Here is a 21,728-nt window from a genome sequence, read left to right as displayed (position 1 = left end):
GCTACTATGAGTGCATACGAAAGGTCCGTTCAGACCGAATTAATTCGCTGGCAACAGGCCATGCAAAAGCCCCCCTCTGGCTTCGGGCGGCTTTCATCGTCGCTGCAACGGCGCATTAACCGCATCATTCCCAAACGCGTACATGATGTCATTACGGCAACCATCAAACAGATGACCCGAGCCGTACTATTTGGTGCGAAATTTTTGACCCGGCCACCTGCCGAATCCATGACGTTTATCGAGCGCGAGTCCGCCGTGGCCCGACGTATCGAATTCTATAAAAAAACCAGCGCGGCTGAGGGGGGCGTAACGGGGGCAGGTGGTTTCTGGCTCAGTCTGGCCGACTTCCCGATTCTGCTCACGCTAAAGATGAAAATGCTTTTCGAGATTGCCAGTCTCTACGGCTACTCGGTCGACGATTACCGCGAACGGGTGTATATTCTTTACGTGTTTCAACTGGCTTTTTCGAGTCAGGAGCGCCGGCAAACGGTGTATCAATATATTGCCAACTGGCCCGAACATAGCCAACAACTTCCTGAAGATATCAATCAGTTCGACTGGCTTACGTTTCAGCAGGAATACCGCGATTATATCGACCTGGCGAAAATGGCTCAGCTCATTCCCGGTATTGGTGCCGCCGTTGGTATTGTTGTCAATTATCGGCTGGTTAACCAACTGGGACGCACGGCCATGAATGCTTACCGGATGCGGTTGATCGCTGAGAGAAAAGCGCTTCTGACGGAGTAAACAAACTAATTTCGCGCTACGTACACAGCCAGTAAATGTTCAAATTCACTTAAGTATCCGTGAACATTCACCAGCATGTCTTTGGACTTCTGGGTTCTGGACTGTAGCACTACGTAGCTTGTGCCCTGAAGCGTCTCCACGTTATTATAAATGCCATACGCAAGCAATTTTCGAAGCAAAAGAAATACGGTGTTCCATTCGGGTGAATCAAGCTGCAGGCTATCTAATTGCTTTTGGGTTTCCCCGGAAGCAATTTTTTTAAAGTAATTTCTCATCGTTTCCAGCTCTTGTTCAGAAAAGCGTATCGTCATTGGCTACGTAGTTCAGCGTAAAAACGGAAGTTATCAAAAAGCGTATTCGAAACAGCATTTATGAACTCACAGGAAATTGTAATAGGCGTAGTCGGTTTGGGATTGATGGGCTGTAGCATTGCTACGTGTCTGCTCATTTCGGGGCATCCGGTTGTGGCCATTGCGCCCATTCCGGATGATTTATTGAACGCCCGGCAACGTATCGACGAACACCTGGCTCATTCGCTGGAAAACGGACTCATTGACCAACAACCCGAATTTTACACGCAGAACCTCACCATCACCGAAGACTACGTAGCGCTACGTTCCTGTCAGCTGGTGATTGAGTGTACCATCGAAAATATCGGGATAAAAGATACTGTACTCAATAAGATTGAAGCTGAAGTGTCGGCGGAAGCGCTGATAACCAGCAATACGTCGGCAATTCCGATCAGTACGTTGCAGAAACTCATTCAGCGTCCTGAGCGGTTTTTCGGGCTGCACTGGACCGAACCGGCACACACGACTCGTTTCCTCGAAATTATTTGTGGCGATAAAAGCGATGTAAAACGTGGCGAATATCTGTATGAACTGTCGGCACTGTGGGGCAAAGAGCCAATTCTCGTACGTAAAGACATCGCCGGATTTATCACCAACCGACTGATGTACGCCATGTATCGGGAAGCTATGAGCCTGGTCGAAGGGGGATACGCTACGGTCGAGGATGTTGATCGTTCGTGTCGGAACAACGCAGGGTATTACATGACACTAGTCGGGGTGTTTCGCTGGATGGACCTGACGGGTGTACCGGCTTACCATACCGTGATGAAAGACTTACTTCCGACGCTCAATAACAGCACGGAGGTGCCCGAACTCATTGACCGGATTGTTAGAGAAGGGGGTAAAGGCATCGCCAATGCGAAGGGTTTTCATGAATACACGCCCGAAGAAGCAAAGCTTTGGGAAGAAACCTTTACCGAGTTTACTTACGAAATTCGTAAGCTGGCCCTGAAATATCCAGCGGATGTTGTCCAGCGAAAATTAAAAGAAAGGCATCAGAAAGACGTAGCACCCGAACGTTGATGCAGCGTAATAACCGGGGTTTCAGAACGTATTAGCAAAGAAACCATTCGTTCACTACAGTTTCATTTTCACTTCCTTGCTAGGCAGATAACCGATACGTTGCGCTACCACACGTAGCGAATCGCCGGGTTGCATGTTTAGCTTACCGCCACCATACACTTGCCAGGTATTCGACTGATTACTCCCGCTTTTCAGTATGTAGCCGATGGAAGCGCCGGACGTAGCGCATTGAATGCTAACCGCTTGGCCCGACGTAATGAGCGTTGGATCGGCAGTTCTGGGAGGCTCATCTCCGCCGTTCCACATCTGTTTAATCATGGCCGGTTCGGGCAGAGCGCTTTTGTCGCCGACCCGTTTAAGCCAGGCATCCATTTGTCCCCGTAGTTCGGCTAGTTTGGCTTTATAGGCAGGTTTGTTAACCAGATTTGTAAACTCGTTGGGGTCGGTTTGGGTATCGCACAGTTCTTCTCTTGGCTTTGTGGGCCGAAACCAGATCATCTGTGTAGCATTTAGTTTTCCTTCGTTACGTAGCTGAAGCATTTCGCTCATCATTGGAATGCTCAACCGATACGTAATGTCCTGATAATACGATTTTTCAGGCATAAAATTTCGGTAGTACTTATACCGGCCATCACCAACCGTCCGGACGCGGTCTACCGGTAAGTCCATCCGGTCGCGACCGGCAAAAATGTATTTACGAGGTGCGGAAGCCCGTTTTTCACCCAGAAACGCCTGTCCTTGTAAGTATTCTGGCAATGGAATGTTAGCCAGCGATAGCATCGTGGGGGCTAAATCCACAAAACTAATGATCTGATTGTCAGTGCTACCTTTAGGCTTGCTGCCATTTATCTTAAATTTTTCGGGAATACGCACGATCATCGGCACGCGTAACCCGCGATCATACAATTCCCGCTTAACGAAGGGCAGTCCGTCGCCGTGATCGGAGAAGAAAAAGATGATGGTGTTGTCATAAAGCCCGTCTTCTTTTAACTGCCTGATAAGCGTACCAGCAATAGAATCCATTCGAATCACATTCGACAGGTGCCGGGCGATGTCGTGCCGAACCGTTTTAGTATCAGGGTAATACGTCGGAACCGTTACGTCTTCGGGCCGTACCAGCAACGGCTCGTTCTCCCGTGACCAAAGCTGTGATTCGTGCGTAATCATCAAATTGAAAACGGAGAAAAACGGCTTTCCGACCTGACGGTTTCGCCAGTGTGCTTTTTTGCTGCTTTCGTCCCAGACCGTCACGGGCGGAATAAACTGGTAATCCTGCTTATCGTTGTTAGTGCAGTAATAGCCCACTTTTCGGAGGTATTCGGGAAAACAACGTACCGCTTCCGGAATAACGGCCGAATAACCTTTCATTTTCAGGGATTGGCTAGCTTCGGGCGTAAGCTGAACGGTTCGCATGTGCTGGGTGCCGATAGACGTCGGATACATGCCCGTAATGATAGAGGAGCGGGCAGGAGCGCATACACCTGCTGTTGCGTACACGCGCGTATAGCGAACGCCTTCGGCTGCCAACTGATCGAGATTCGGCGTTTTCAGCTCCTTATCCCCAAAACAAGACAACCGGGGCGACATGTCCTCGCAGGTAATCCAGAGAATATTGGGCTGAAGCGGTTGCTGCGCTGGTTGAACGAGTTTTCGGCTGATAAACGATGTAGCCGAAATAGCCAGCAGAAGGCCCGAAACGATCAGTTTGTACATAGGTTTACACCGAAATAACCCGGTCACGGGCGATGGTTTGCCACTCACCCGTTACGTTGCCATGCTCAATGGTATAAGCCCGTTCGTAGAGAGCTACGGTTGGGCAGATATGGATCGGTAGTCCGTACAATACATCCCCAACCTGATACGTATGCCCTTCACCAGCTTCCAGCACCAGATGCTCTTCACTTTGGCCGACGGCTTTGAGGTCTGGCGCATTCAGGAACGTAACACGTTCACTCAACTCATTCTCGGCCGCCACCGACTTATGCCCCAGATCAACACAGATACGCGTGGAAGTTGGCAATGAAATGACCCGCGTTACAACCAGCGCTGCGGGTTCGAAATTTTGCTCTGGAAGGCCGTTTTTATACCCTTTATCCCAATAAATGAACGTACCAGGGCTACATTCGGCCCCCGGATGACGCGCATGAATGGGGAACGTAGGACTGCCGCCCATCACGAGAATTGGCTTAGCAAATCCCCGCGACGTAATGGTTTCGCTCAGGAGTTGTACGGGCCAGAAAGCAGCATCGCATTCTTTCGTTCGCTGGGCAAGATCAGGATTGCGGATATGCCCATCGTAAGCGTGCAGACCCATCGGACGGATACCCGGTAGCTGGTCGAGCTGGGCGTAAAGTGATAATACAGCCTCACCGGGTACAATTCCCGTTCGGTTCATACCCACATTGAGGTCGATGAAAACCGGAATCACTACGTTAGTCGTTACCGCCAGTTCCGACAATTGACGGGCCGTTGCTACGTTATCGACCAGACAGGAAAACTGCGTGGCTGGATACGTAGTGATAAGCTCCAGCAGCCGATGCATTTTGGTGCCGTTGGGCTGATAGGCCAGCAATACGTCGGGCGCGCCAATCATCGCCAGCATTTCAGCTTCAGCAATAGTTGCGCATTTGAACTTGCGAATTCCGGCATCCAGCAGCAGTTGACTGGCCTCCCGCGATTTGTTGGTTTTCACGTGCGGGCGTAGCCGGTTCACGTCCCCAATTGCTCGGAGAAGGGCCGCGATATTTGCCTTCACACGGTCGGGATATACCACCAGCGCGGGCGTATCGAGGTGCGTAAGGTTGTCAATCTGGTACCAGGCGGATTGTTCCATAGGTCAGGCCAGTTCAAATAAGGCTTCCACTTCAACCGGAATATTATCGGGCAGCGAACCCATTCCTACCGCCGACCGAACGCCAATGCCGTTTTCTTCGCCCCAAACAGTTGCAAACAACTCGCTGCAACCATTGATAATGTAGGGGTGACGTTCGAAATCGGGTGTACAATTGACCATTCCTAGAACTTTAATAACCCGTTTGACTCGGTCAAGACTACCCAGATTTGTTTTAATGGTCGACAGAATCGTCAGGCCAACCTGACGAGCGGCCAGTTTGCCGGCTTCGATATCCATATCGGCACCGATACGTCCGATAATCAGACTTTTGTCGTCCTGCACTGGGCCATGACCCGATACGTACAGATACTTTCCATCAATCAAAAACGGTTTATAAACGCCCAGCGGTGTCGGGGCTGGCGGCAATGATAGGCCCGTTTGGGCAAAGGAGGCTTCTGGCGAAACAACTGACATAAGACTATAATAGAATAAGCGGCTTGTTTGGCCTGCGATTTACGAAAAAATAGTGATAAGAGTGAACGATGGGAGATGTGTTTGCTAACGCTAGCTTCAACTGAGTGCGCCGGCAAACTCATAGCTTATCGTTCATAAACTTTTCCATTTCCCTGACGTCCAGCACCCAATCGATAGGCGCGCCTTCAATGGCCTGTTGAGGCATGAAGGCGACCTGAGCCGTTTCGGGTTTCTGAACCACCGTAACACCTCCCGCTTTTTTGATGGCGTTTAAACCCGCTGTTCCATCGGTGTTAGCACCAGATAACAAAATGCCAATTAGCGAGGGGCCGAAAACGTCGGCGGCTGACTCAAATGTTACGTCGATGGAAGGGCGGCTGTAATTGATTTTCTCCGAATCGTCCAGCGAAAATGTCATGTCTTTTTCAATTAACAAGTGATAATCAGCGGGAGCAAGATAAATCGTACCGGGCAGAATCGGGTCTTTGTCATCGACCTCCTGAAGGGGAATCGCTGTTTTGAGCGAAAGTAAATTGACCAGTGTCGAGTCGGCTGTGTTTTTTCGATGAACGACCAGCACGAGTGCAAAGGACAATGGAGCTTTCAGAGCAGGCAGCAGTTGAATCAGGACTTCGATACTACCCGTTGACCCGCCAATCAGCAGCATCTGACAAGAATCGATTACCCGATTTTTCGCCATATTTTTTCGCGGGATAACTGTTTGTAACGGGATTGTAACGTAGAGAATTTAAGCGTTTCTTTGGCGCCCAGAGCCAGGTAAGCAAGTGACCCCAGGCTATCGTCGAACAGATTCAGTACGCGCTCCTGCAAGGCTTTATCGAAGTAAATCAGCACGTTCCGGCAAAGAATCAGGTCGAATTCGTTGAAGGAACGGTCGGATACCAGATTGTGCGTTGAAAAAACCATTTTCTTCACGAGCTCTTCCTTGAATTTGACATAGCCGTACTGCGCTGTATAATAACTTGAAAAATCATTTTTACCGCCCGACAGCAAGTAATTTTCGGAATACTGCTTCATCGGAGCCAGACTGAAAATGCCTTTGCGCGCCTTTTCCAGTACGTCGGGATTCAAATCGGTGGCATACAAAAGCGATTTATGAAACAGGTTAGTTTCCTGAAGTAAGATGGCCATCGAAAAGACTTCTTCGCCCGTAGAACAGCCCGCGTGCCAGATTCGGATAAATGGCTTGGCGGCCAGTGTTGGTAGTACGTCCTCACGTAACGTTTTGTAAAACAGTGGGTCACGAAACATCTCTGTTACGTTCACCGTCAGTTCCTCAACGAACCGCTTGATGTACGTAGCATCAGATTTTACCCGATACCGTAGTTCGGCAAAACTTGGAAATTTGTCCAGCACCATCAGCCGATTGATACGACGTTTTAATGACGCGCGGGCATAATGGGTAAAATCGTACCCATGCACTTCCAGCAGGTCGTTCAGGAGTATGTCGATTTCGGGTTCCTCAATCATAAACGGCACTTAAATCGTTGACAGCAGGTATAACAACCTGTCTACATCAATCGGTTTTGAAATATACTCGGTAGCGCCCGCCCGCAGGCATTTTTCGCGGTCGCCTACCATAGCCTGCGCCGTCACCGAAAAAATAGGCGTGTCTTCCCGATCAGGCAGGTTTTTAATGCGGGGAATGGCTTCATATCCATCCATTTCGGGCATCATCATATCGATGAGAACCGCGTCGATACGTTCGTCGGTAGCCAACAGTGTCAGCGCATCTTGAGCACGCTGTTTCGATACGCAGTCGAAGCCTTTTGCCTTTAACGTAGCGGTAAGCGCAAAAATATTGCGGGGGTCATCGTCAATAATCAGGACTCGCTTTTTTGACATAGTGGGAAATAGTTCTGTTTGTGATGCCCGCGCTGGGTTAGGATTGGTCAGCACATGTACTAACTGCTACTAATTTCGTTCATACAACCAGACACGTAGCAGCGACACAAGTTGGTCAATATCAACGGGTTTGGTGATGTAATCGGATGCCCCGGCCTGAATGCACTTCTCGCGGTCGCCGGTCATGGCTTTGGCGGTAACGGCAATTACCGGCAGGTTTTTCCACTGGTAATGCTCCCGAATTTTACGAGCGGTTTCGTAGCCATCCAGCTGGGGCATCATCATATCCAGCAGCACAATATCGACGCCGGGGTTTTCGCTCAATTTCTCCAGCGCTTCCTGGCCGTTCAGGGCTGCCACGACGGTCATATTGTATTGCTCAAGTGCTTTCGACAGCGAGAAAATGTTACGTACGTCATCGTCGGCAACCAGCACCGTTTTGTTCGTAAGCACCTGATTCAACGCGCCTAGTTTTCGGGATGAGCTTTTCTTGCTGTCCGCCTGTTTGTTTTCTTCAACCAGGTGCAGAAACAGCGATACTTCATCCAGCATCCGCTGGTAGGAGTGAGCCGTTTTAATAATAATGGAATCGGCGTATTTCTTGATTTTCAGTTCCTCGGCCATTGACAGACTCTTGCCCGTGAAAATGATAATTGGCAAGTTTTCAAGGCCCGGATTCTTCTTGACGGCTTCCAACGTTTCGTAGGCGCGGCTGTCGGGAATGCCCATGTCCAGAATCACGCAGTCGACTTCTTTACGTTTCAGGGCGTCGATGCCTTCCGTTACGTTGTTTTTTAGCTCCGACGTAATGTTGAACGACTCCAGAAAATAGGCCAGCGCTTTGGCATGCTTGGGATTGTCTTCAATAATCAGGACTTTCTTGGGGTCGCGATTCAGTACGTATTCCAATCGTTTGAAAACGGTCTGCATTTGCTCAAACGCTACGGGTTTGTCCACAAAATCGATAGCCCCTTTCAGCAGACTTTCGTTTTTCATTTTGTGCGACGACATAATGTGTACCGGAATTGGGCGCGTTTTCGGGTCGGCTTTCAGGGCGTCCATCACTTCCCAGCCACTCATCACCGGCAACTGAATATCGAGCAGAATACCAATGGGTTTAAGGGCCGCAGCCAGTCGCAGACCTTCATCACCACGTACCGCCACCACGCCCTTATACCCCTTTTTACGGGTGTATTCGAGCAGCGACTTGGCAAAATTGGTGTCATCTTCAACAATCAGAATGACTTTATCGCCCGCTGCAATGTCTTTTCGGTCGTCGGGGATGGCTTCTGGAATGTTCGTGCTGACGTATTTATCTGGCTCTTTTATGGAGGTCGGAGGTTGAACTGGCGGAATGCTGACAGGTTTGGGCATTGGCGCCGGTTCCGATGCTACGTAGGCAGCCGAAATGGGCACCTGCACCGTGAACGTACTGCCTTCGTTGACCTGGCTGACCAGTGTGATTTCGCCCCCCAACAGTTTAGCCAGTTCGCGGCTGATGGACAACCCAAGACCCGTACCACCGTATTTTCGTTTGGTGGAACCATCGGCCTGTTGGAAAGCTTCGAAGATAATCGGCTGTTTTTCAGGCGGTATACCTATGCCAGTATCGGCAACGGAAAACAGGAGAGTCGGTTCGCCGACACGGTTTTCGCTACGTTTAATCGACAACGTAACGCTTCCGTTGGCGGTGAATTTCAAGGCATTCGACAGCAGATTTTTCAGAATTTGACCCAACCGTATTTTATCGGTTTCAATGGACGCCGGTACGTCTGGCTCAACTGAAATCGCAAAATCAAGTCCTTTTTCTTTCGCCAGAAGCGTAAATAACGCCTGAAGTTCATCGGTGATGTCGCGAATGGATACGGGCTGATAATCCAGTTTCATCTGCCCGGCTTCGATCTTCGATAAATCCAGAATTTCGTCGATTAATCCAAGCAGCCCATTCCCCGATGACTGAATCACTTTTGCATACTCAATCTGATCGTCGGATAGGTTTTCTTCGGTATTTTCAGAAAGAAGTCGGCTGAGCAGTAGAATGGAGTTGAGCGGTGTTCGGAGTTCGTGGCTCATGTTGGCCAGAAATTCTGATTTATAGCGAGTTGCCAATTCCAACTCGTCGGCTTTTTTCTGAATTTCCTCGTTTTTTTCCTCCAGCAATAGCCCTCGTTCCTCCAGTTCGGTGTTGGTTTGCTGCAATTCTTCCTGTTGCACGCGTAGCTCTTCTTCCGAAGTCTGGAGTCGCTGGGCCTGCATTTCCAACTCGGCGTTCAGGGTTTCCAGTTCGTTGTGCTGGGCTTGTAGCTCTTCCGACTGCGCCTGCGTTTCTTCCAGGAAATTTTGCAGCTTCACGTAATCCTGCGCGGCATTGATAGCAATAGCCGCCGATTCCAGATTGGTCTCTACGAATTCAAGTTCATGGGGTCCGGGAGTACGTAGCAAACCTAATTCCAGCGCTCCCAGACACGTATTGCCATACATCAGCGGAGCCAGAATAATGGCTCGGGGTAACGTATCGCCCAGTGAAGACGAAATTCGGGCATAATCTTCAGGAAGGTCTTGAATCACCATCGTTTTTTTACGTTCGATGGCCTTACCAAGCAAGCCCCGACCAAGGCTAAACGTCTCGGGAGCCTGCGTCGCAGCGAATGAGCTAGCTAGTCGGAAGCCGATCTCGCCGTCATTCAGATAAAGAGTTCCGAGGGGCGCCTTCAGGTAATCGGCAAACGAAGTGAGTAGTTGATTCGCCAGTTTTTTGATGTCGCGCTCTCCCCGAATAGCATCGCTCAACGATACTCGACCCGTTTGCAACCAGTTTTTTGCATTTAAATCGTTGAATGTTTCTTCCAGCGAAGTCGTCATCTGGTTGAGGGCATTGGCGATACGTCCGAGGTCGTCGTCGCGGGTATCCTCACTCCGTACAGTGTAATCACCATCGGCAATCTGTTGCGTAATATCTTCCATCACCGAAATCCGAATAGCCGTTTCAATGTATCTGGCTTCATCGGCCTCCTGGCGGGCAATCCGGTCATCCATATCGTTTTTGATACGTACGTAGGTAAAGCCCGTAATCAGCATGGAAACAATTGCAGCAATAACCAGCAGAAAAGGCGTATAAGTGATGTATACTTCCTGCTGTTCAATCCGATTCTTAAGCAGTTCCTCTTCCGACGTTTTGATCCGATTGACGTATGTCCTCAGATCGTCCATAACCAGTTTCCCCTTCACCATCTCGTCATTACGTGACACGGTGTCGCGAAGAAATGCCCGGTTCCGTCGGGTCAGCCTAATGACGCGCTCCATTTGAGCAAATTTGGCTTCGGAAAGCGATTTGATTCGGGTAAGATTCTCCTCCTGAACAGGATTGTCGGCAGTCAGTTCGACGAGATGTTTATAACTGGTATTAATTCTCTCCCGGCTACCATTATAAGGTTGCAAAAAAATGGGATCGAGCGTCACCAGATAACCGCGCTGACCCGTTTCGGCATCTTTCATGATCGAAATGACGTTCTCGGCCTCAATGAGCACTTCATTCGTATGATTGACCAGCCGCGAGTTGCTGATTAATTTCTGAATACTGTAAAATGAGGCTGTCAGGCTAATCAGCAGCAGCAAGGTTGAGATTGAAAAGACAATCTGAAGCTGCCGAATAACGGAATTTGACGTTGCGGATGGGGGCATAGCAGGACTGGAATTTCTTTATATATATGATGTAGAATGTATGAAGTATATTTTGATGAACAGAGCAAAAGACATCATATATTATACATCATACATATACTTATTGCGCTTGCTTGATAGGTAAAATGATCGTAAAGCGAGCACCCTCGCCCTCACGACTATGGGCTGTGATAAGACCGTGGTGCTTTTCGATATTCTTTTTGGCAATGGCCAGGCCGATGCCCGTACCTTCGTAATTGGTGCGGGTATGTAGCCGTTGAAAAATAACGAAAATGCGATCCAGAAACTTTTCGTCGAACCCGATGCCATTATCCTGTACCACAATCCGGCAGTACGAGCCATTGTCATCAGGTTCACCATCAAACGCTAACGTAGCAATACGCTCGGCCTGAATGTGAATGATGGGCGCTACGTTGGGCTTTACAAATTTGAGTGCGTTACTGATAAGATTCTGAAAAACCTGCCGTATCCGACCGGGCATCGTTTCGATAATTGGCATCTTATCGATAATGATCTGGGCACTGGTTCGGCTAATGGTTTCGTCGAAATCCAGCAGTAACTCGTTCAGCAGAGCATTAAGATCGGTAGACTGATACGTTTCTGGATTCGATAAACGGGAGTACGTCAGCAAATCGCTGATGAGCGTGGCCATCCGCGCCGACGCCCGAATGGACCGATCGAGGTACGAAACGGCGTCTTCGTTTTCTTTCAGAAATTTTTCCTTAATGGTGTCATTCAGTAACTGAATTTTCCGAAGCGGTTCTTTCAAATCGTGCGATACTACCCAACTGAACTGCTGTAGTTCATGATTTGTCCGCTCCAGTTCGGTGTTTTTGAGCAACAGTTCGTTCGTACGTGATTCAACCTGTTGCTCCAGGAGTTCGGCGGCCTGTTTCTGTGGATGAATGTCAGTGAACGAACCAATCCAACGTATCACTACGTCCTGTTGTCTAATGGGGACGATACGTAACAGATGATACCGAAACGCATTCGAAGTCAAGTCTTTCAAACGCATTTCGCGGGTAAACTCAACTCCCTGAGCAAATGCTGATTCCCAGTCATCACAAATATCATCATCGGGGTGGCATTCGGGTAGCTTTTTGGCGTTGGTAGAATAGCGGTACCAGTGTTCGTTCACGTATTCGAGCTGTCCGTCGGACGTAACGGTAAACGCCATCTGCGGCAGCGACGACAGAACGGCCTGCAACGCCTGCATTTGTTGGGTAAGAGCCTCCTGCGCCTGCGTGCGAACCTCTACTTCCTTACGTAGCGATTCCTGCGTGCTACGTAGTTCCTGCTGTTGTTCGTAAAGTTTTTGAAGCGTTTTAATCTTCAGTACCAGAATATCGAGATCGACGGGCTTGGTCAGATAATCGACGCCACCAGCCGTGTAACCTTTCGTAATGAATTTTTTTTCGGTATTGACTGCCGACAGGAAAATAATAGACGTGTAGCGGGCTTTGCTGAAACCAGCAATGGCATTGGCTACTTCAAAGCCGTCCATATCCGGCATCTGAACGTCCAGAATAATAACCGAATAAGATGTATTAAGAATTTTCCGAAGCGCTTCTTCACCTGATTCTGCTGTATCGACCGAGAAGCGATGTAGTTCGAGAAGCTTTTTTAACGGAAGAATATTCTCTGGCCTATCATCAACAATTAAAATCATGTATACGTAATGGCTAAAACGCTGAGGGAGCTGTCAAATGTCCGAAAATTTGATCAGAAGTCGGAATCTATAGTGGATATCCTATTTAATGTACCCTGAGAAATTGCTGTGAATATAAAATGCATTTTCAAACGCTTCCAAAAAACTGAATTATACGGTACGTAACGATGACGCTTATGACCACCGATTTACTACGTACCAGTATGTTGAATGAATTGGTACTGTAAACAACCATTTATTATCTTACCTGCTGAAAATCAACCTGAACTATTCATGAAATACCTGCTACTTCTTTGCCTGATTCTGATTACGCGTGTTACGTTCGCACAGACGCCCAGCTTCTCGGTTACGTTCCCGGCGAGTCAGTCTGCCAAACCGCTCGACGGACGCTTGTTACTTATTTTGGCTAAAGGCAACAAATCCGAACCTCGCCAGCAAGTGAGCGATGCGGTGGAGACAGCACAGATTTTTGGGATAGACGTAAACGGATTAAAACCGGGACAGGCTGCTGTAGTAGATGCGAGTGTGTTTGGTTACCCAAAAAAGAGTTTGAAGGAGCTGCCTGCGGGCGATTACTACGTTCAGGCTGTGTTACACAAATACGAAACTTTTAACCGGAAAGATGGTCACGTAGTGAAATTGCCGATGGATCGGGGAGAAGGGCAAAACTGGCGTACGGCTCCAGGAAATCTATTTAGTAAGCCACAAAAAATCAGCCTGAAAGCTGGTAATAAGCAGCCTGTAGCGCTGGTGATGGATCAGGTGAATCCGCCAATAGCCGAGCCAAAGGACACGAAATTTATCAAACATATTAAAATACAGAGCAAACGCCTGACGGAGTTCTGGGGGCGTCCGATGTACCTGGGCGCTCACGTACTGCTACCGGCTGGTTTTGATGAGCACCCCGAAGCACGTTACCCACTCTGCATTTATCATGGCCATTTTCCCGATGATTTCGGTGGGTTCAGCGAAACACCACAACCGGCCAATATGGACACTACGGATTATGTCGAACGGTTTCATATTCATGGGTATAAAAAAATCGAAGCTCAGGAAGCGTATGATTTTTATAAGAAATGGACGAGTAAGGATTTCCCCCGAATGATGATCATCGAAATTCAGCATGCCAATCCCTACTACGATGATTCTTACGCTGTTAATTCCGAAAATCTGGGGCCGTATGGCGATGCAATCATGTATGAACTGCTGCCCGAAATCGAGAAACGTTTCCGGGGAATTGGCCAGGGTTGGGCTCGGTTTACGTATGGCGGCTCAACGGGTGGCTGGGAAGCCTTAGCCGTGCAAACGCTTTATCCTGACAAATTTAACGGTTGTTTCGCGGCCTGTCCCGATCCTATTACGTTTGACGCCTACACCAATTTTAACCTGTATAAAGATAAAAACGCGTACTACAGCGAAGGCCCATTCAGACGCACTCCCCGCCCTGCGCAGCGAAATTATTTGGGTCAATTGAAATGTACCACGGAAGAAACGAACCATCGCGAGTTGGTTCTAGGCACGCACTCACGCTCGGGGGATCAGTTTGATATCTGGGAAGCTGTTTATTCGCCAGTGGGCTCCGATGGTTATCCGAAACGTATCTGGAACAAACTGACTGGCGAAATCGACCCAACCGTGGCCACATACTGGCGTGAACACTTTGACCTGATGCATATACTACGTCGCGATTGGAAAACGCTGGGCCCAAAACTGACGGGTAAGATTCACATTTACTGCGGTGATATGGACAATTATTACCTCAACAACGCAGTCTACCTGATGGAGGATTTCCTGAAAAGCGTGAAAAGCCCTGCGGCCAATAGCGAAGTAGCTTACGGCGATCGCGCCGAACACTGCTGGAACGGCGATCCAACGCAGCCCAACTATATCAGTCGGCTACGTTATAACACCATGTACATCGATAAAATCCTGAAACGTATTGAAGCCAACCACCCCGCCGATGCCGATTTGAAAAGCTGGCGGTATTAGTGGCGAGTGGTAAAGTTATAGGGTTGGTGTGTGATAAGATCGTCTTACAGCCGGGATGACAGTTTGGTTAACTCTTGGCTGCGGGATGAGCAGCGTAATAAAGCCGAACTACCTTCTGACGAGCCCGTTTTAACCGCATTTTTACCGCCGATTCTGAAATGCGGAAACGCTCCCCGATTTCCTTAATGGAAAGGTCCTGTTCATATTTGAGTTTCAGTACGATAATGTCAGATTCTGGTATCTGCAGTAAAATCAAACTTCTTTGTTCAAAGCAATGATCGGTTCCTTCATCACCCGATTCCTGATCTCGAATCTGGTCTGAAAGTGATTCTGCCGAAATACGTTTCGATTCTCTTATTTTATTAAGACAATAGTTATGAGAGATTGCGTACAGCCAGGATGAAAAGGTGGATCGATGTTGGAATGTGTTTAGTTTATCAAAGACTTTTAGAAATATATCCTGTGTCAAATCCTGCGCTTCTTCATGATCTTTGGTTAAGTGAAGGCACTTTTGATACACTTTCTGAACGTACCGTTCGTAGAGCAATTCGAAGCTATCGCCTGGCTGATTACGCTGATACCGATAGACTAATTGCTCGTCAGTTAAGTGTTTGATTATCTTATGCATATTGATTGCGATTGGTTGGTTAAAGCATAAATTTATGCATTTGCATAATTGTAATAATGGTAACAAAAGAGTTACTATAAGAACGTTTGAATAAACTATATGAAATCGTATTTTAGATGATATTAAAACAGAGTTAGATATTCTTGAATCTTTTAAATTACAGATAGTAGTTAGGACAGAACATACCAGGTTTTAGAAAAAAATAGGTTCCAGCTCCAGTAAAGCTCATTTTAGTAATGAGTTTTACTGGAAAAATAAACCTGTACTTTTTAACCTTAATTTGAAAGAAGGAGTACTTATGGGCTGGGGTAAGGTACCAACGATTATCGGCGTCCACCACCAAGGTCGAATCCCAGGCGGAAGCCAGTATAGGAGCTTTTTGTTGTGTACTCAACAGGTGAGTTCGTAAGCTTATAAACGTGGTCTGGAATAGCGTTGAAATCTATACCTACCACAAAATGACCTACTTTAATGCCGGCTCGAACCAGCCCGCCGATGGTAGAATATTCTGTTAGGGGCAGATCGGCGTTCGTTTGATTTTGATAGATGGGTACCGATCCTCCAGAAGCAATGTGGAAGATACCCAGACCTACACCCACAAAAGGACGGAAATTTGAATCCCCGAACGGGCCGAATAGATAATTACCAGTAAGCACTGCCGATCCGAGACCTGACGTTACCCCCGTTGATGCGTGATTGTTTACATCCCACTCGACACCCCGAATCATCAGAGCACTTTCTAACCGGAGGCCTACTTCAATTCGTGGCTGTATGTTATATTTTGGTTCGATACCAAATAATACGCCAGCTTTGACTCCAAGCCCGGACGGATTGGCATAGCCAACTGATACATTCACTTTAAACGGTTTGTAATCTTGAGCCTGGACAGTTGCGGCTATCAACAGGGTAATCAAAATAAGTAACTTTCGCATGTTTACACTCAGATGGTGAATTTATCTGAGACGTAACAAGGCTCGAAAAGATGCAGAAGAAATATATCAACTGGCGAATAAGTACCATCAATTTAAGATAATAGCCTACTTAATTGTCAGAAAGGAAATACACGTAGTACGTAGATTTTGAAGCCAAATTGAAAAAAGGTTATGCTAATAGGAGAAATATGTTTCGGATAACAAACAAAGTCGTGTCAGGACGTATGGTACGGTTAATCTGTGTTTACTTTCCCGCACTATTGGGACTGACTGGGTGTGAACGCTGGAAAACTTTTCATACCGGTACATTTAACGGCGAAACTTACGAAGTACAATTTCTGGAAACCAAGGGATTCAGTACCAACCGAATCGATTATTCTGTAAAACTAGGAAATCGCAAACGGGTAATTATTGACGCACTTACAACCGATTGGGGACCTCCCTATGCTGATGACCTATATGGGCAAGCAACTCGGGTTTATATCGGTAAAAACCACGTACCATATCGAAACGAGCCTGATAACGCCGTGCAACATCCCAGCACCATGCTCTATCTCTCACCAGATCGGTTCAGTCAGGACGATTTCAACCAGTATGTAGCACTTTTACAACGCGTATGGGCTGCCATCGACCGAAAGCACGCATCTGGTGAGTATGACCACTTTCCGCACATTATTGGGCTGGTGCATGGTGAATCAGACAATTTTGTACGAATTTTTAAAGCCCTCCGAAATGGGAAAACGTATTTGCTTAAAATAGAGCCAGATGGTAGAGTCCGCTACATGGCCGATGAGCCTTCGGCGAACGATGAATACAGTGGGCTTTCAGAAAAAGTGCAGATGCCCGGCAAAAGGATTTACGTAGCAACGGGTAAAGAAACCGGGATGATACGTAGTGAAATCCTTACCTATAAAAATGATGCCGGTAAAACGCTGGAGCATTACTTCAAACTAGAAGAAAAAGCTATGCTAGAGGACTGATTGACAGGACCATGTCTTAGTTTGGTCCTGTCAATTCAAAGCTGCGATAAAAACGCCATAGTGTCCACGCCGTCGGCATAATCGCTCAGGCCCGGTTGCTGCGTCTGTCCAAAGGCGACCCCTGATAACGTAGTATGGCCCGAAAACCAGTTCTGCGCTGACGCCACCACCTGAATTTGGTCGCTACGTTCTGATAGCCAAGATATTACGTCGGAATGTGTTCGGTACGTCTGATAAAATAGTACCGAAATCGGAGAAACTAATCCATCATTTTTCGTCAGTAATAAATAACCGTTATCCAGATGGGGCATGGCGTTGATGAGGTAAATCGATTTGTTGTAATCGTAATTATTCTGATACTTGTGATTGTCCAAATACGTTTTCGCGTTAGGCTCCAGCGTACGTAGCAGTGGCGTAAAATCGTAATCGTCCGGGACAAGGATTGTCGATACGTTCCGGCAGCCAAGTCCATAATAATCAGATATATCGTGACCTAGTTTTACAAACTCTTCTTCACTTTCTTCACCCATCAGCAGCCCTACTGAAGTTCGGTTTTTACGAATAATATTGGGTTTTTTGCCAAAATAATAGTCAAAATAGCGCGATGTATTATTGCTACCCGTAGCGATATAGGCATCGGCTGCATTCAATCGCTCAGCTTCCTGAACATAATCTGCAAAGCCAGGATTAATCTCCTTTAATTTTTGTATTAAATAATGGATAAGTACAAAATCTTGGCTGCTTAATTTAGCTAACAGCCGGTGTCCACTCATAAGTACGCAAAGCATATCATGAAAACCAACAGCCGGAATATTTCCCGCCATAACAACACCAACAGTACGAGGTGTTTCTGGTTCGGATCGGTAGTTGCTTAGCCAGGCAGTTAGTTTCTCCGCGGTCAGAAACTCATTGGCAATGGCACTTAAGGCATTCAGCGAGTTATGAACCGTAAACCAGTTATTTTTATGGTAAGCGCGATGAGCGATTTCAGTCAGTTCGGAATGGGCTTCGGCCGAGCGTAAGTAATCGCCTAAGGCGACGAACGTTTGTAGGCGTTCAGATTGAAGCATGTAGTAGATAAACAAATGGAATACACCATCAACTAATGGAATGAAATTTTAGTTTGGTACCAACCTTTAAATAATTATATTTGTTGTTCAATTTAGGAATTTTCAAATTTACTGTTTATAAATAGTACTGCTCATGGCAATCATGATCACCGACGAGTGCATCAACTGTGGTGCCTGCGAACCCGAATGCCCCAACACAGCCATCTACGAAGGTGGCGTAGAATGGACTTGGGGGGGAGGGACCGAACTAACCGAAGTTGATTTTGGCGACGGTACGGTAGTAGGCGGCAGAGATCCACAAGCTCCGGTTTCAAACGAATTTTATTATATCGTAGCTGATAAATGTACAGAGTGCATGGGTTTTCATGAAGAGCCCCAGTGCGCGGCTGTCTGCCCCGTCGACTGCTGTGTTCCTGATCCAGAGCACGAAGAAGAAGAAGATACATTGTTGGCGAAAAAAGCCTGGCTACACGCTGAAGCATAGAAGTACGGCATGTAAACCAATTATCACCAAAAAGGCCCAATCAGTTCGCTGGTTGGGCCTTTTTGTTTTTGCACTTTTCTGAGTAGGTGAAAAAGTGAATCTTTCTGGGATCAGACAATATAAGCAAAAAGAATATTTGGTAAAATAGTTAAAGGGCAAAATATTTTACAAGAAATAAATTTAAAGACATTTTAGGCATTTAGTCTAGATTCAATAGTATAATTCTAACAAAATTGACTTAAAATTGAAAAAAGACATAATTATTTAAAGCAAGTTCTTGCATAGGATAATTTAAGTAATAAAATTTGCTACGAAATAAGACCACAGTAACAATCCTATGCAACCAAATTAAAACTATGAAAAAAGTCTTTTTACTTATTAGTTCTTTGTTTTTAGGGTTTGCCGTTCAGGCGCAGGATTCAACCTCCGCTGCTTCCGGAAAATTTACTTTTTCCGGTTACATGGATACGTATTATTTTGGGAATTTTAATAATCCAAAAAGCCAGTCGAACCTGGGTTTAAATGGTTCAAATGCTGGTAATGCGCGGGCTTTTGATCAAAAAGCGGGTCAGTTTGGAATTGGCCTGATTCAGGCAAAAGCCGTTTACACCCACGATAAAGTAGATGCCGTAATGGACCTGGCTTTCGGTCCATTCGCCGATTTAGGGAACTATGGTAATAATGTAGGACTACTAGGAACAACAGGTTCTACCGCGTTGGCTATTAAGCAGGCATACATTACGTTCAAGGCTACGAGCAAACTTTCGTTTACGGCCGGTCAGTTTGGAACGCACATTGGCTATGAAGTCATCGACGCTCCTGTAAACTACAACTATTCGCTGTCGAACCTCTTCAACAATGGGCCATTCTATCACATCGGTTTGAAAGCGCAATATGCTTTCAGCGATCGAGCATCGTTGATGGTTGGTCTGGTCAATAACGTTGATAATCTTTTCGACAACAATAAAAAGAAAGGACTGATCGGGCAATTCTTTTTCTCCCCGGTTTCGGGCTGGAACGTGTATCTGAATGCGATTGCGTCGAACGAAGCTTCTAAAGCTGTTGACGCTGTGAGCCAGGATGATGCCTCCTATCAACTGTTCGACCTGACTACTACGTACCAGGTTACGTCTAAGTTCTTTCTGGGTTTGAATGCAGCTACCGGTTCACAAAAGGGTGATTATCAAGGCGCAGGCGGCCCTTCGGCTTCGAGAAGCTGGGGCGGATATGCAATCTATTCGAACTACGCCTTCACGGATAAATTCGGACTGGGTATTCGCTATGAAATGTTTGACAACAAAAGTGGTGTGCGTGGTTTGACTGATGCTGCCGGTAACGGTGCCAGCGTAAATTCGATTACGGTGACTGGCAATATCACAGCGGCCGATGGTCACATCCTACTCAAGCCTGAACTACGTATCGACAGTTATTCAGCCGATAAATTCGAGAAAAATGATGGCAAACTGACGCCGTCGCAGGCTACCCTCGGTATGGCGGCCATCTTTAAATTCTAAAAATCGTATCCCCGTTTTCTTAACCATTTTTTAAATATTAGTACAACAAAAAAACAGCTTACGTATCATGCAAAAACCCAATTACATTCCGCTTGCCATATTGCTCATTATCAGCATATTGGCTGTTCTGTCTCCATCTGTTCCTACGCAGATCGTAACAGAGGGTATTAACTCGGGCGACACGGCCTGGATGCTCGTTGCTACTGCGCTTGTATTGCTAATGACGCCCGGCCTGGCTTACTTCTACGGGGGTATGGTCAACAACAAAAACGTGATTTCTACCATGCTGCAAAGCTTTGTTGCCATGGGCGTAATCAGTGTACTTTGGGTAGTTGTAGGTTTCAGCCTGGCGTTTGGTACGTCAATTGGCGGATTTATCGGAAACCCAATGGACCATTTCATGTTCAAAGGTGTACTCGATGGTAAGCCCTGGTCGCTGGCCGCTTCGATTCCGCTGGTTGTTTTTGCTTTCTTCCAATTGAAGTTCGCCGTAATTACGCCCGCTCTTGTAACAGGTTCGATGGCCGAACGTATCAACTTCCGGTCGTATGTCCTGTTCATGATTCTGTTCAGCCTGTTCGTTTACGCGCCACTGGCACACATGACCTGGCATCCAGAAGGTATTCTGTTTAAGCGTGGTGTACTGGATTTTGCAGGTGGTACGGTTGTTCACATGTCGGCTGGCTGGGCTGCTCTGGCGGGCGCTCTGTATCTGAAGCGTCGGAAATCGCAAATTGAAGCGAGCTATTTTCCACCAGCAAACATTCCGTTCGTACTATTAGGAACTGGTTTACTGTGGTTTGGCTGGTTTGGTTTTAACGCTGGTTCTGCAGTGGGTGCTACTCCGCTGGCTGCTTCGGCTTTCGCAACGACTAATACAGCCGCTGCAGCAGCTGGCTTAGCCTGGGTATTGTTCGACGCGGCTAAAGGCAAAAAAGTATCGGCCCTTGGGTTCTGTATCGGTGCAGTAGTTGGTCTGGTAGCTATCACGCCCGCGGCTGGTTTTGTTACGATCCCAACGGCAATTTTTATCGGAACTATCAGTTCTATCATCTCGAACTTCGTAGCACATCTGCGCTCGAAATCAACCCTCGACGATACCCTTGACGTATTCCCTTGCCACGGTGTTGGCGGAATGGTTGGTATGGTTATGACGGGTATTTTCGCTTCGAAAGGCATCAACTCAGCCGTAACCGTTGAAGGTCTGGCTTTCGGCGAAACCGGTCTGTTCGTTGAGCACATGATTGCGCTGGTAGGTGTGTCGGCTTTCGCATTCGGTATGTCGTTCCTGTTGCTGAAAGTTACCGACCTGATTCTGCCACTACGTGTGACCGAAGAAGACGAGAAAGTTGGTCTGGATGTCAGCCAGCACGATGAGTTCCTGATCGAAGCCTAATTTAGATATGATGTAGAATATATTTTGGTACTACGTATGTTCTACATCACACTTCATCCATTATAAGCGACTGAGCCACAGGCACCTGTCTG

The 21,728-nt window shown here is 47.2% G+C and carries 19 protein-coding genes; 7 read left to right on the top strand and 12 right to left on the bottom strand.

Features of this window, described 5'->3' with window-relative positions; genetic code table 11:
- Positions 1 to 6 precede the first annotated feature (6 nt).
- Complete coding sequence (locus ACYVF1_RS13725; RefSeq protein ID WP_461079607.1) at positions 7 to 747, top strand: EcsC family protein; 741 nt, start codon at positions 7 to 9, stop codon at positions 745 to 747.
- A 5-nt stretch (positions 748 to 752) separates the two neighbouring features.
- On the opposite strand, the gene ACYVF1_RS13720 is transcribed toward ACYVF1_RS13725, so the two are convergent.
- On the bottom strand, positions 753 to 1,022 hold the full coding sequence (locus tag ACYVF1_RS13720; protein ID WP_461079606.1) for a hypothetical protein: 270 nt from the start codon (positions 1,020 to 1,022) through the stop codon (positions 753 to 755).
- A 96-nt stretch (positions 1,023 to 1,118) separates the two neighbouring features.
- Between ACYVF1_RS13720 and ACYVF1_RS13715 the strand changes: the two genes are divergently transcribed.
- A complete protein-coding gene (locus ACYVF1_RS13715) occupies positions 1,119 to 2,120 on the top strand; it encodes a 3-hydroxyacyl-CoA dehydrogenase family protein (RefSeq protein WP_461079605.1) in 1,002 nt (333 codons plus the stop codon).
- Positions 2,121 to 2,174: 54 nt separating this feature from the next.
- Here ACYVF1_RS13715 and ACYVF1_RS13710 read toward each other — a convergent pair whose 3' ends face one another.
- The 8 genes from ACYVF1_RS13710 to ACYVF1_RS13675 form a co-directional block, all read right to left on the bottom strand.
- On the bottom strand, positions 2,175 to 3,833 hold the full coding sequence (locus ACYVF1_RS13710) for a sulfatase family protein (RefSeq protein ID WP_461079604.1): 1,659 nt from the start codon (positions 3,831 to 3,833) through the stop codon (positions 2,175 to 2,177).
- A 4-nt stretch (positions 3,834 to 3,837) separates the two neighbouring features.
- Positions 3,838 to 4,953 (bottom strand): D-TA family PLP-dependent enzyme, encoded by a 1,116-nt coding sequence (locus tag ACYVF1_RS13705; protein WP_461079602.1) that lies wholly within the window; start codon positions 4,951 to 4,953, stop codon positions 3,838 to 3,840.
- 3 nt (positions 4,954 to 4,956) lie between these two features.
- Positions 4,957 to 5,427, bottom strand: coding sequence for a RidA family protein (locus tag ACYVF1_RS13700; RefSeq protein WP_461079600.1), 471 nt, complete (start codon positions 5,425 to 5,427; stop codon positions 4,957 to 4,959).
- A gap of 118 nt (positions 5,428 to 5,545) precedes the next feature.
- Positions 5,546 to 6,127, bottom strand: coding sequence for a chemotaxis protein CheB (locus ACYVF1_RS13695; protein ID WP_461079598.1), 582 nt, complete (start codon positions 6,125 to 6,127; stop codon positions 5,546 to 5,548).
- Positions 6,109 to 6,918, bottom strand: a complete 810-nt coding sequence (locus tag ACYVF1_RS13690) for a CheR family methyltransferase (protein WP_461079596.1) — start codon at positions 6,916 to 6,918, stop codon at positions 6,109 to 6,111. Before ACYVF1_RS13690 ends, ACYVF1_RS13695 begins: the two co-directional genes overlap by 19 nt.
- A 9-nt stretch (positions 6,919 to 6,927) precedes the next feature.
- A complete protein-coding gene (locus tag ACYVF1_RS13685) occupies positions 6,928 to 7,293 on the bottom strand; it encodes a response regulator (RefSeq protein ID WP_461079594.1) in 366 nt (121 codons plus the stop codon).
- Between the two features lie 69 nt (positions 7,294 to 7,362).
- Positions 7,363 to 10,974, bottom strand: a complete 3,612-nt coding sequence (locus tag ACYVF1_RS13680) for a response regulator (RefSeq protein WP_461079592.1) — start codon at positions 10,972 to 10,974, stop codon at positions 7,363 to 7,365.
- A gap of 100 nt (positions 10,975 to 11,074) precedes the next feature.
- Positions 11,075 to 12,643, bottom strand: coding sequence for a response regulator (locus ACYVF1_RS13675; protein ID WP_461079590.1), 1,569 nt, complete (start codon positions 12,641 to 12,643; stop codon positions 11,075 to 11,077).
- Between the two features lie 273 nt (positions 12,644 to 12,916).
- Here ACYVF1_RS13675 and ACYVF1_RS13670 point away from each other — a divergent pair, with 273 nt between their 5' ends.
- Complete coding sequence (locus ACYVF1_RS13670) at positions 12,917 to 14,632, top strand: alpha/beta hydrolase (RefSeq protein ID WP_461079588.1); 1,716 nt, start codon at positions 12,917 to 12,919, stop codon at positions 14,630 to 14,632.
- A 67-nt stretch (positions 14,633 to 14,699) separates the two neighbouring features.
- On the opposite strand, the gene ACYVF1_RS13665 is transcribed toward ACYVF1_RS13670, so the two are convergent.
- Complete coding sequence (locus ACYVF1_RS13665; RefSeq protein ID WP_461079586.1) at positions 14,700 to 15,260, bottom strand: RNA polymerase sigma factor; 561 nt, start codon at positions 15,258 to 15,260, stop codon at positions 14,700 to 14,702.
- Positions 15,261 to 15,583: 323 nt separating this feature from the next.
- A complete protein-coding gene (locus ACYVF1_RS13660) occupies positions 15,584 to 16,192 on the bottom strand; it encodes an outer membrane beta-barrel protein (protein WP_461079584.1) in 609 nt (202 codons plus the stop codon).
- A gap of 188 nt (positions 16,193 to 16,380) precedes the next feature.
- Here ACYVF1_RS13660 and ACYVF1_RS13655 point away from each other — a divergent pair, with 188 nt between their 5' ends.
- Positions 16,381 to 17,172 (top strand): hypothetical protein, encoded by a 792-nt coding sequence (locus tag ACYVF1_RS13655; protein ID WP_461079582.1) that lies wholly within the window; start codon positions 16,381 to 16,383, stop codon positions 17,170 to 17,172.
- Between the two features lie 35 nt (positions 17,173 to 17,207).
- On the opposite strand, the gene ACYVF1_RS13650 is transcribed toward ACYVF1_RS13655, so the two are convergent.
- The gene (locus ACYVF1_RS13650; protein ID WP_461079580.1) at positions 17,208 to 18,242 is read right to left on the bottom strand and encodes an acyl-CoA reductase; all 1,035 of its coding nucleotides are present in this window, start codon (positions 18,240 to 18,242) and stop codon (positions 17,208 to 17,210) included.
- Between the two features lie 133 nt (positions 18,243 to 18,375).
- Here ACYVF1_RS13650 and ACYVF1_RS13645 point away from each other — a divergent pair, with 133 nt between their 5' ends.
- From ACYVF1_RS13645 to ACYVF1_RS13635, 3 genes are all read left to right on the top strand, one after another.
- On the top strand, positions 18,376 to 18,726 hold the full coding sequence (locus tag ACYVF1_RS13645; protein WP_461079578.1) for a 4Fe-4S dicluster domain-containing protein: 351 nt from the start codon (positions 18,376 to 18,378) through the stop codon (positions 18,724 to 18,726).
- A 356-nt stretch (positions 18,727 to 19,082) separates the two neighbouring features.
- Positions 19,083 to 20,240: a porin gene (locus ACYVF1_RS13640; protein WP_461079576.1), complete on the top strand. Its 1,158-nt coding sequence runs from the start codon at positions 19,083 to 19,085 to the stop codon at positions 20,238 to 20,240.
- 67 nt (positions 20,241 to 20,307) lie between these two features.
- Positions 20,308 to 21,636 (top strand): ammonium transporter, encoded by a 1,329-nt coding sequence (locus ACYVF1_RS13635; RefSeq protein ID WP_461079574.1) that lies wholly within the window; start codon positions 20,308 to 20,310, stop codon positions 21,634 to 21,636.
- Positions 21,637 to 21,728: the final 92 nt, after the last annotated feature.

The organism is Spirosoma flavus (assembly GCF_054778555.1).
This window is presented reverse-complemented; position numbering and strand designations above follow the sequence as displayed.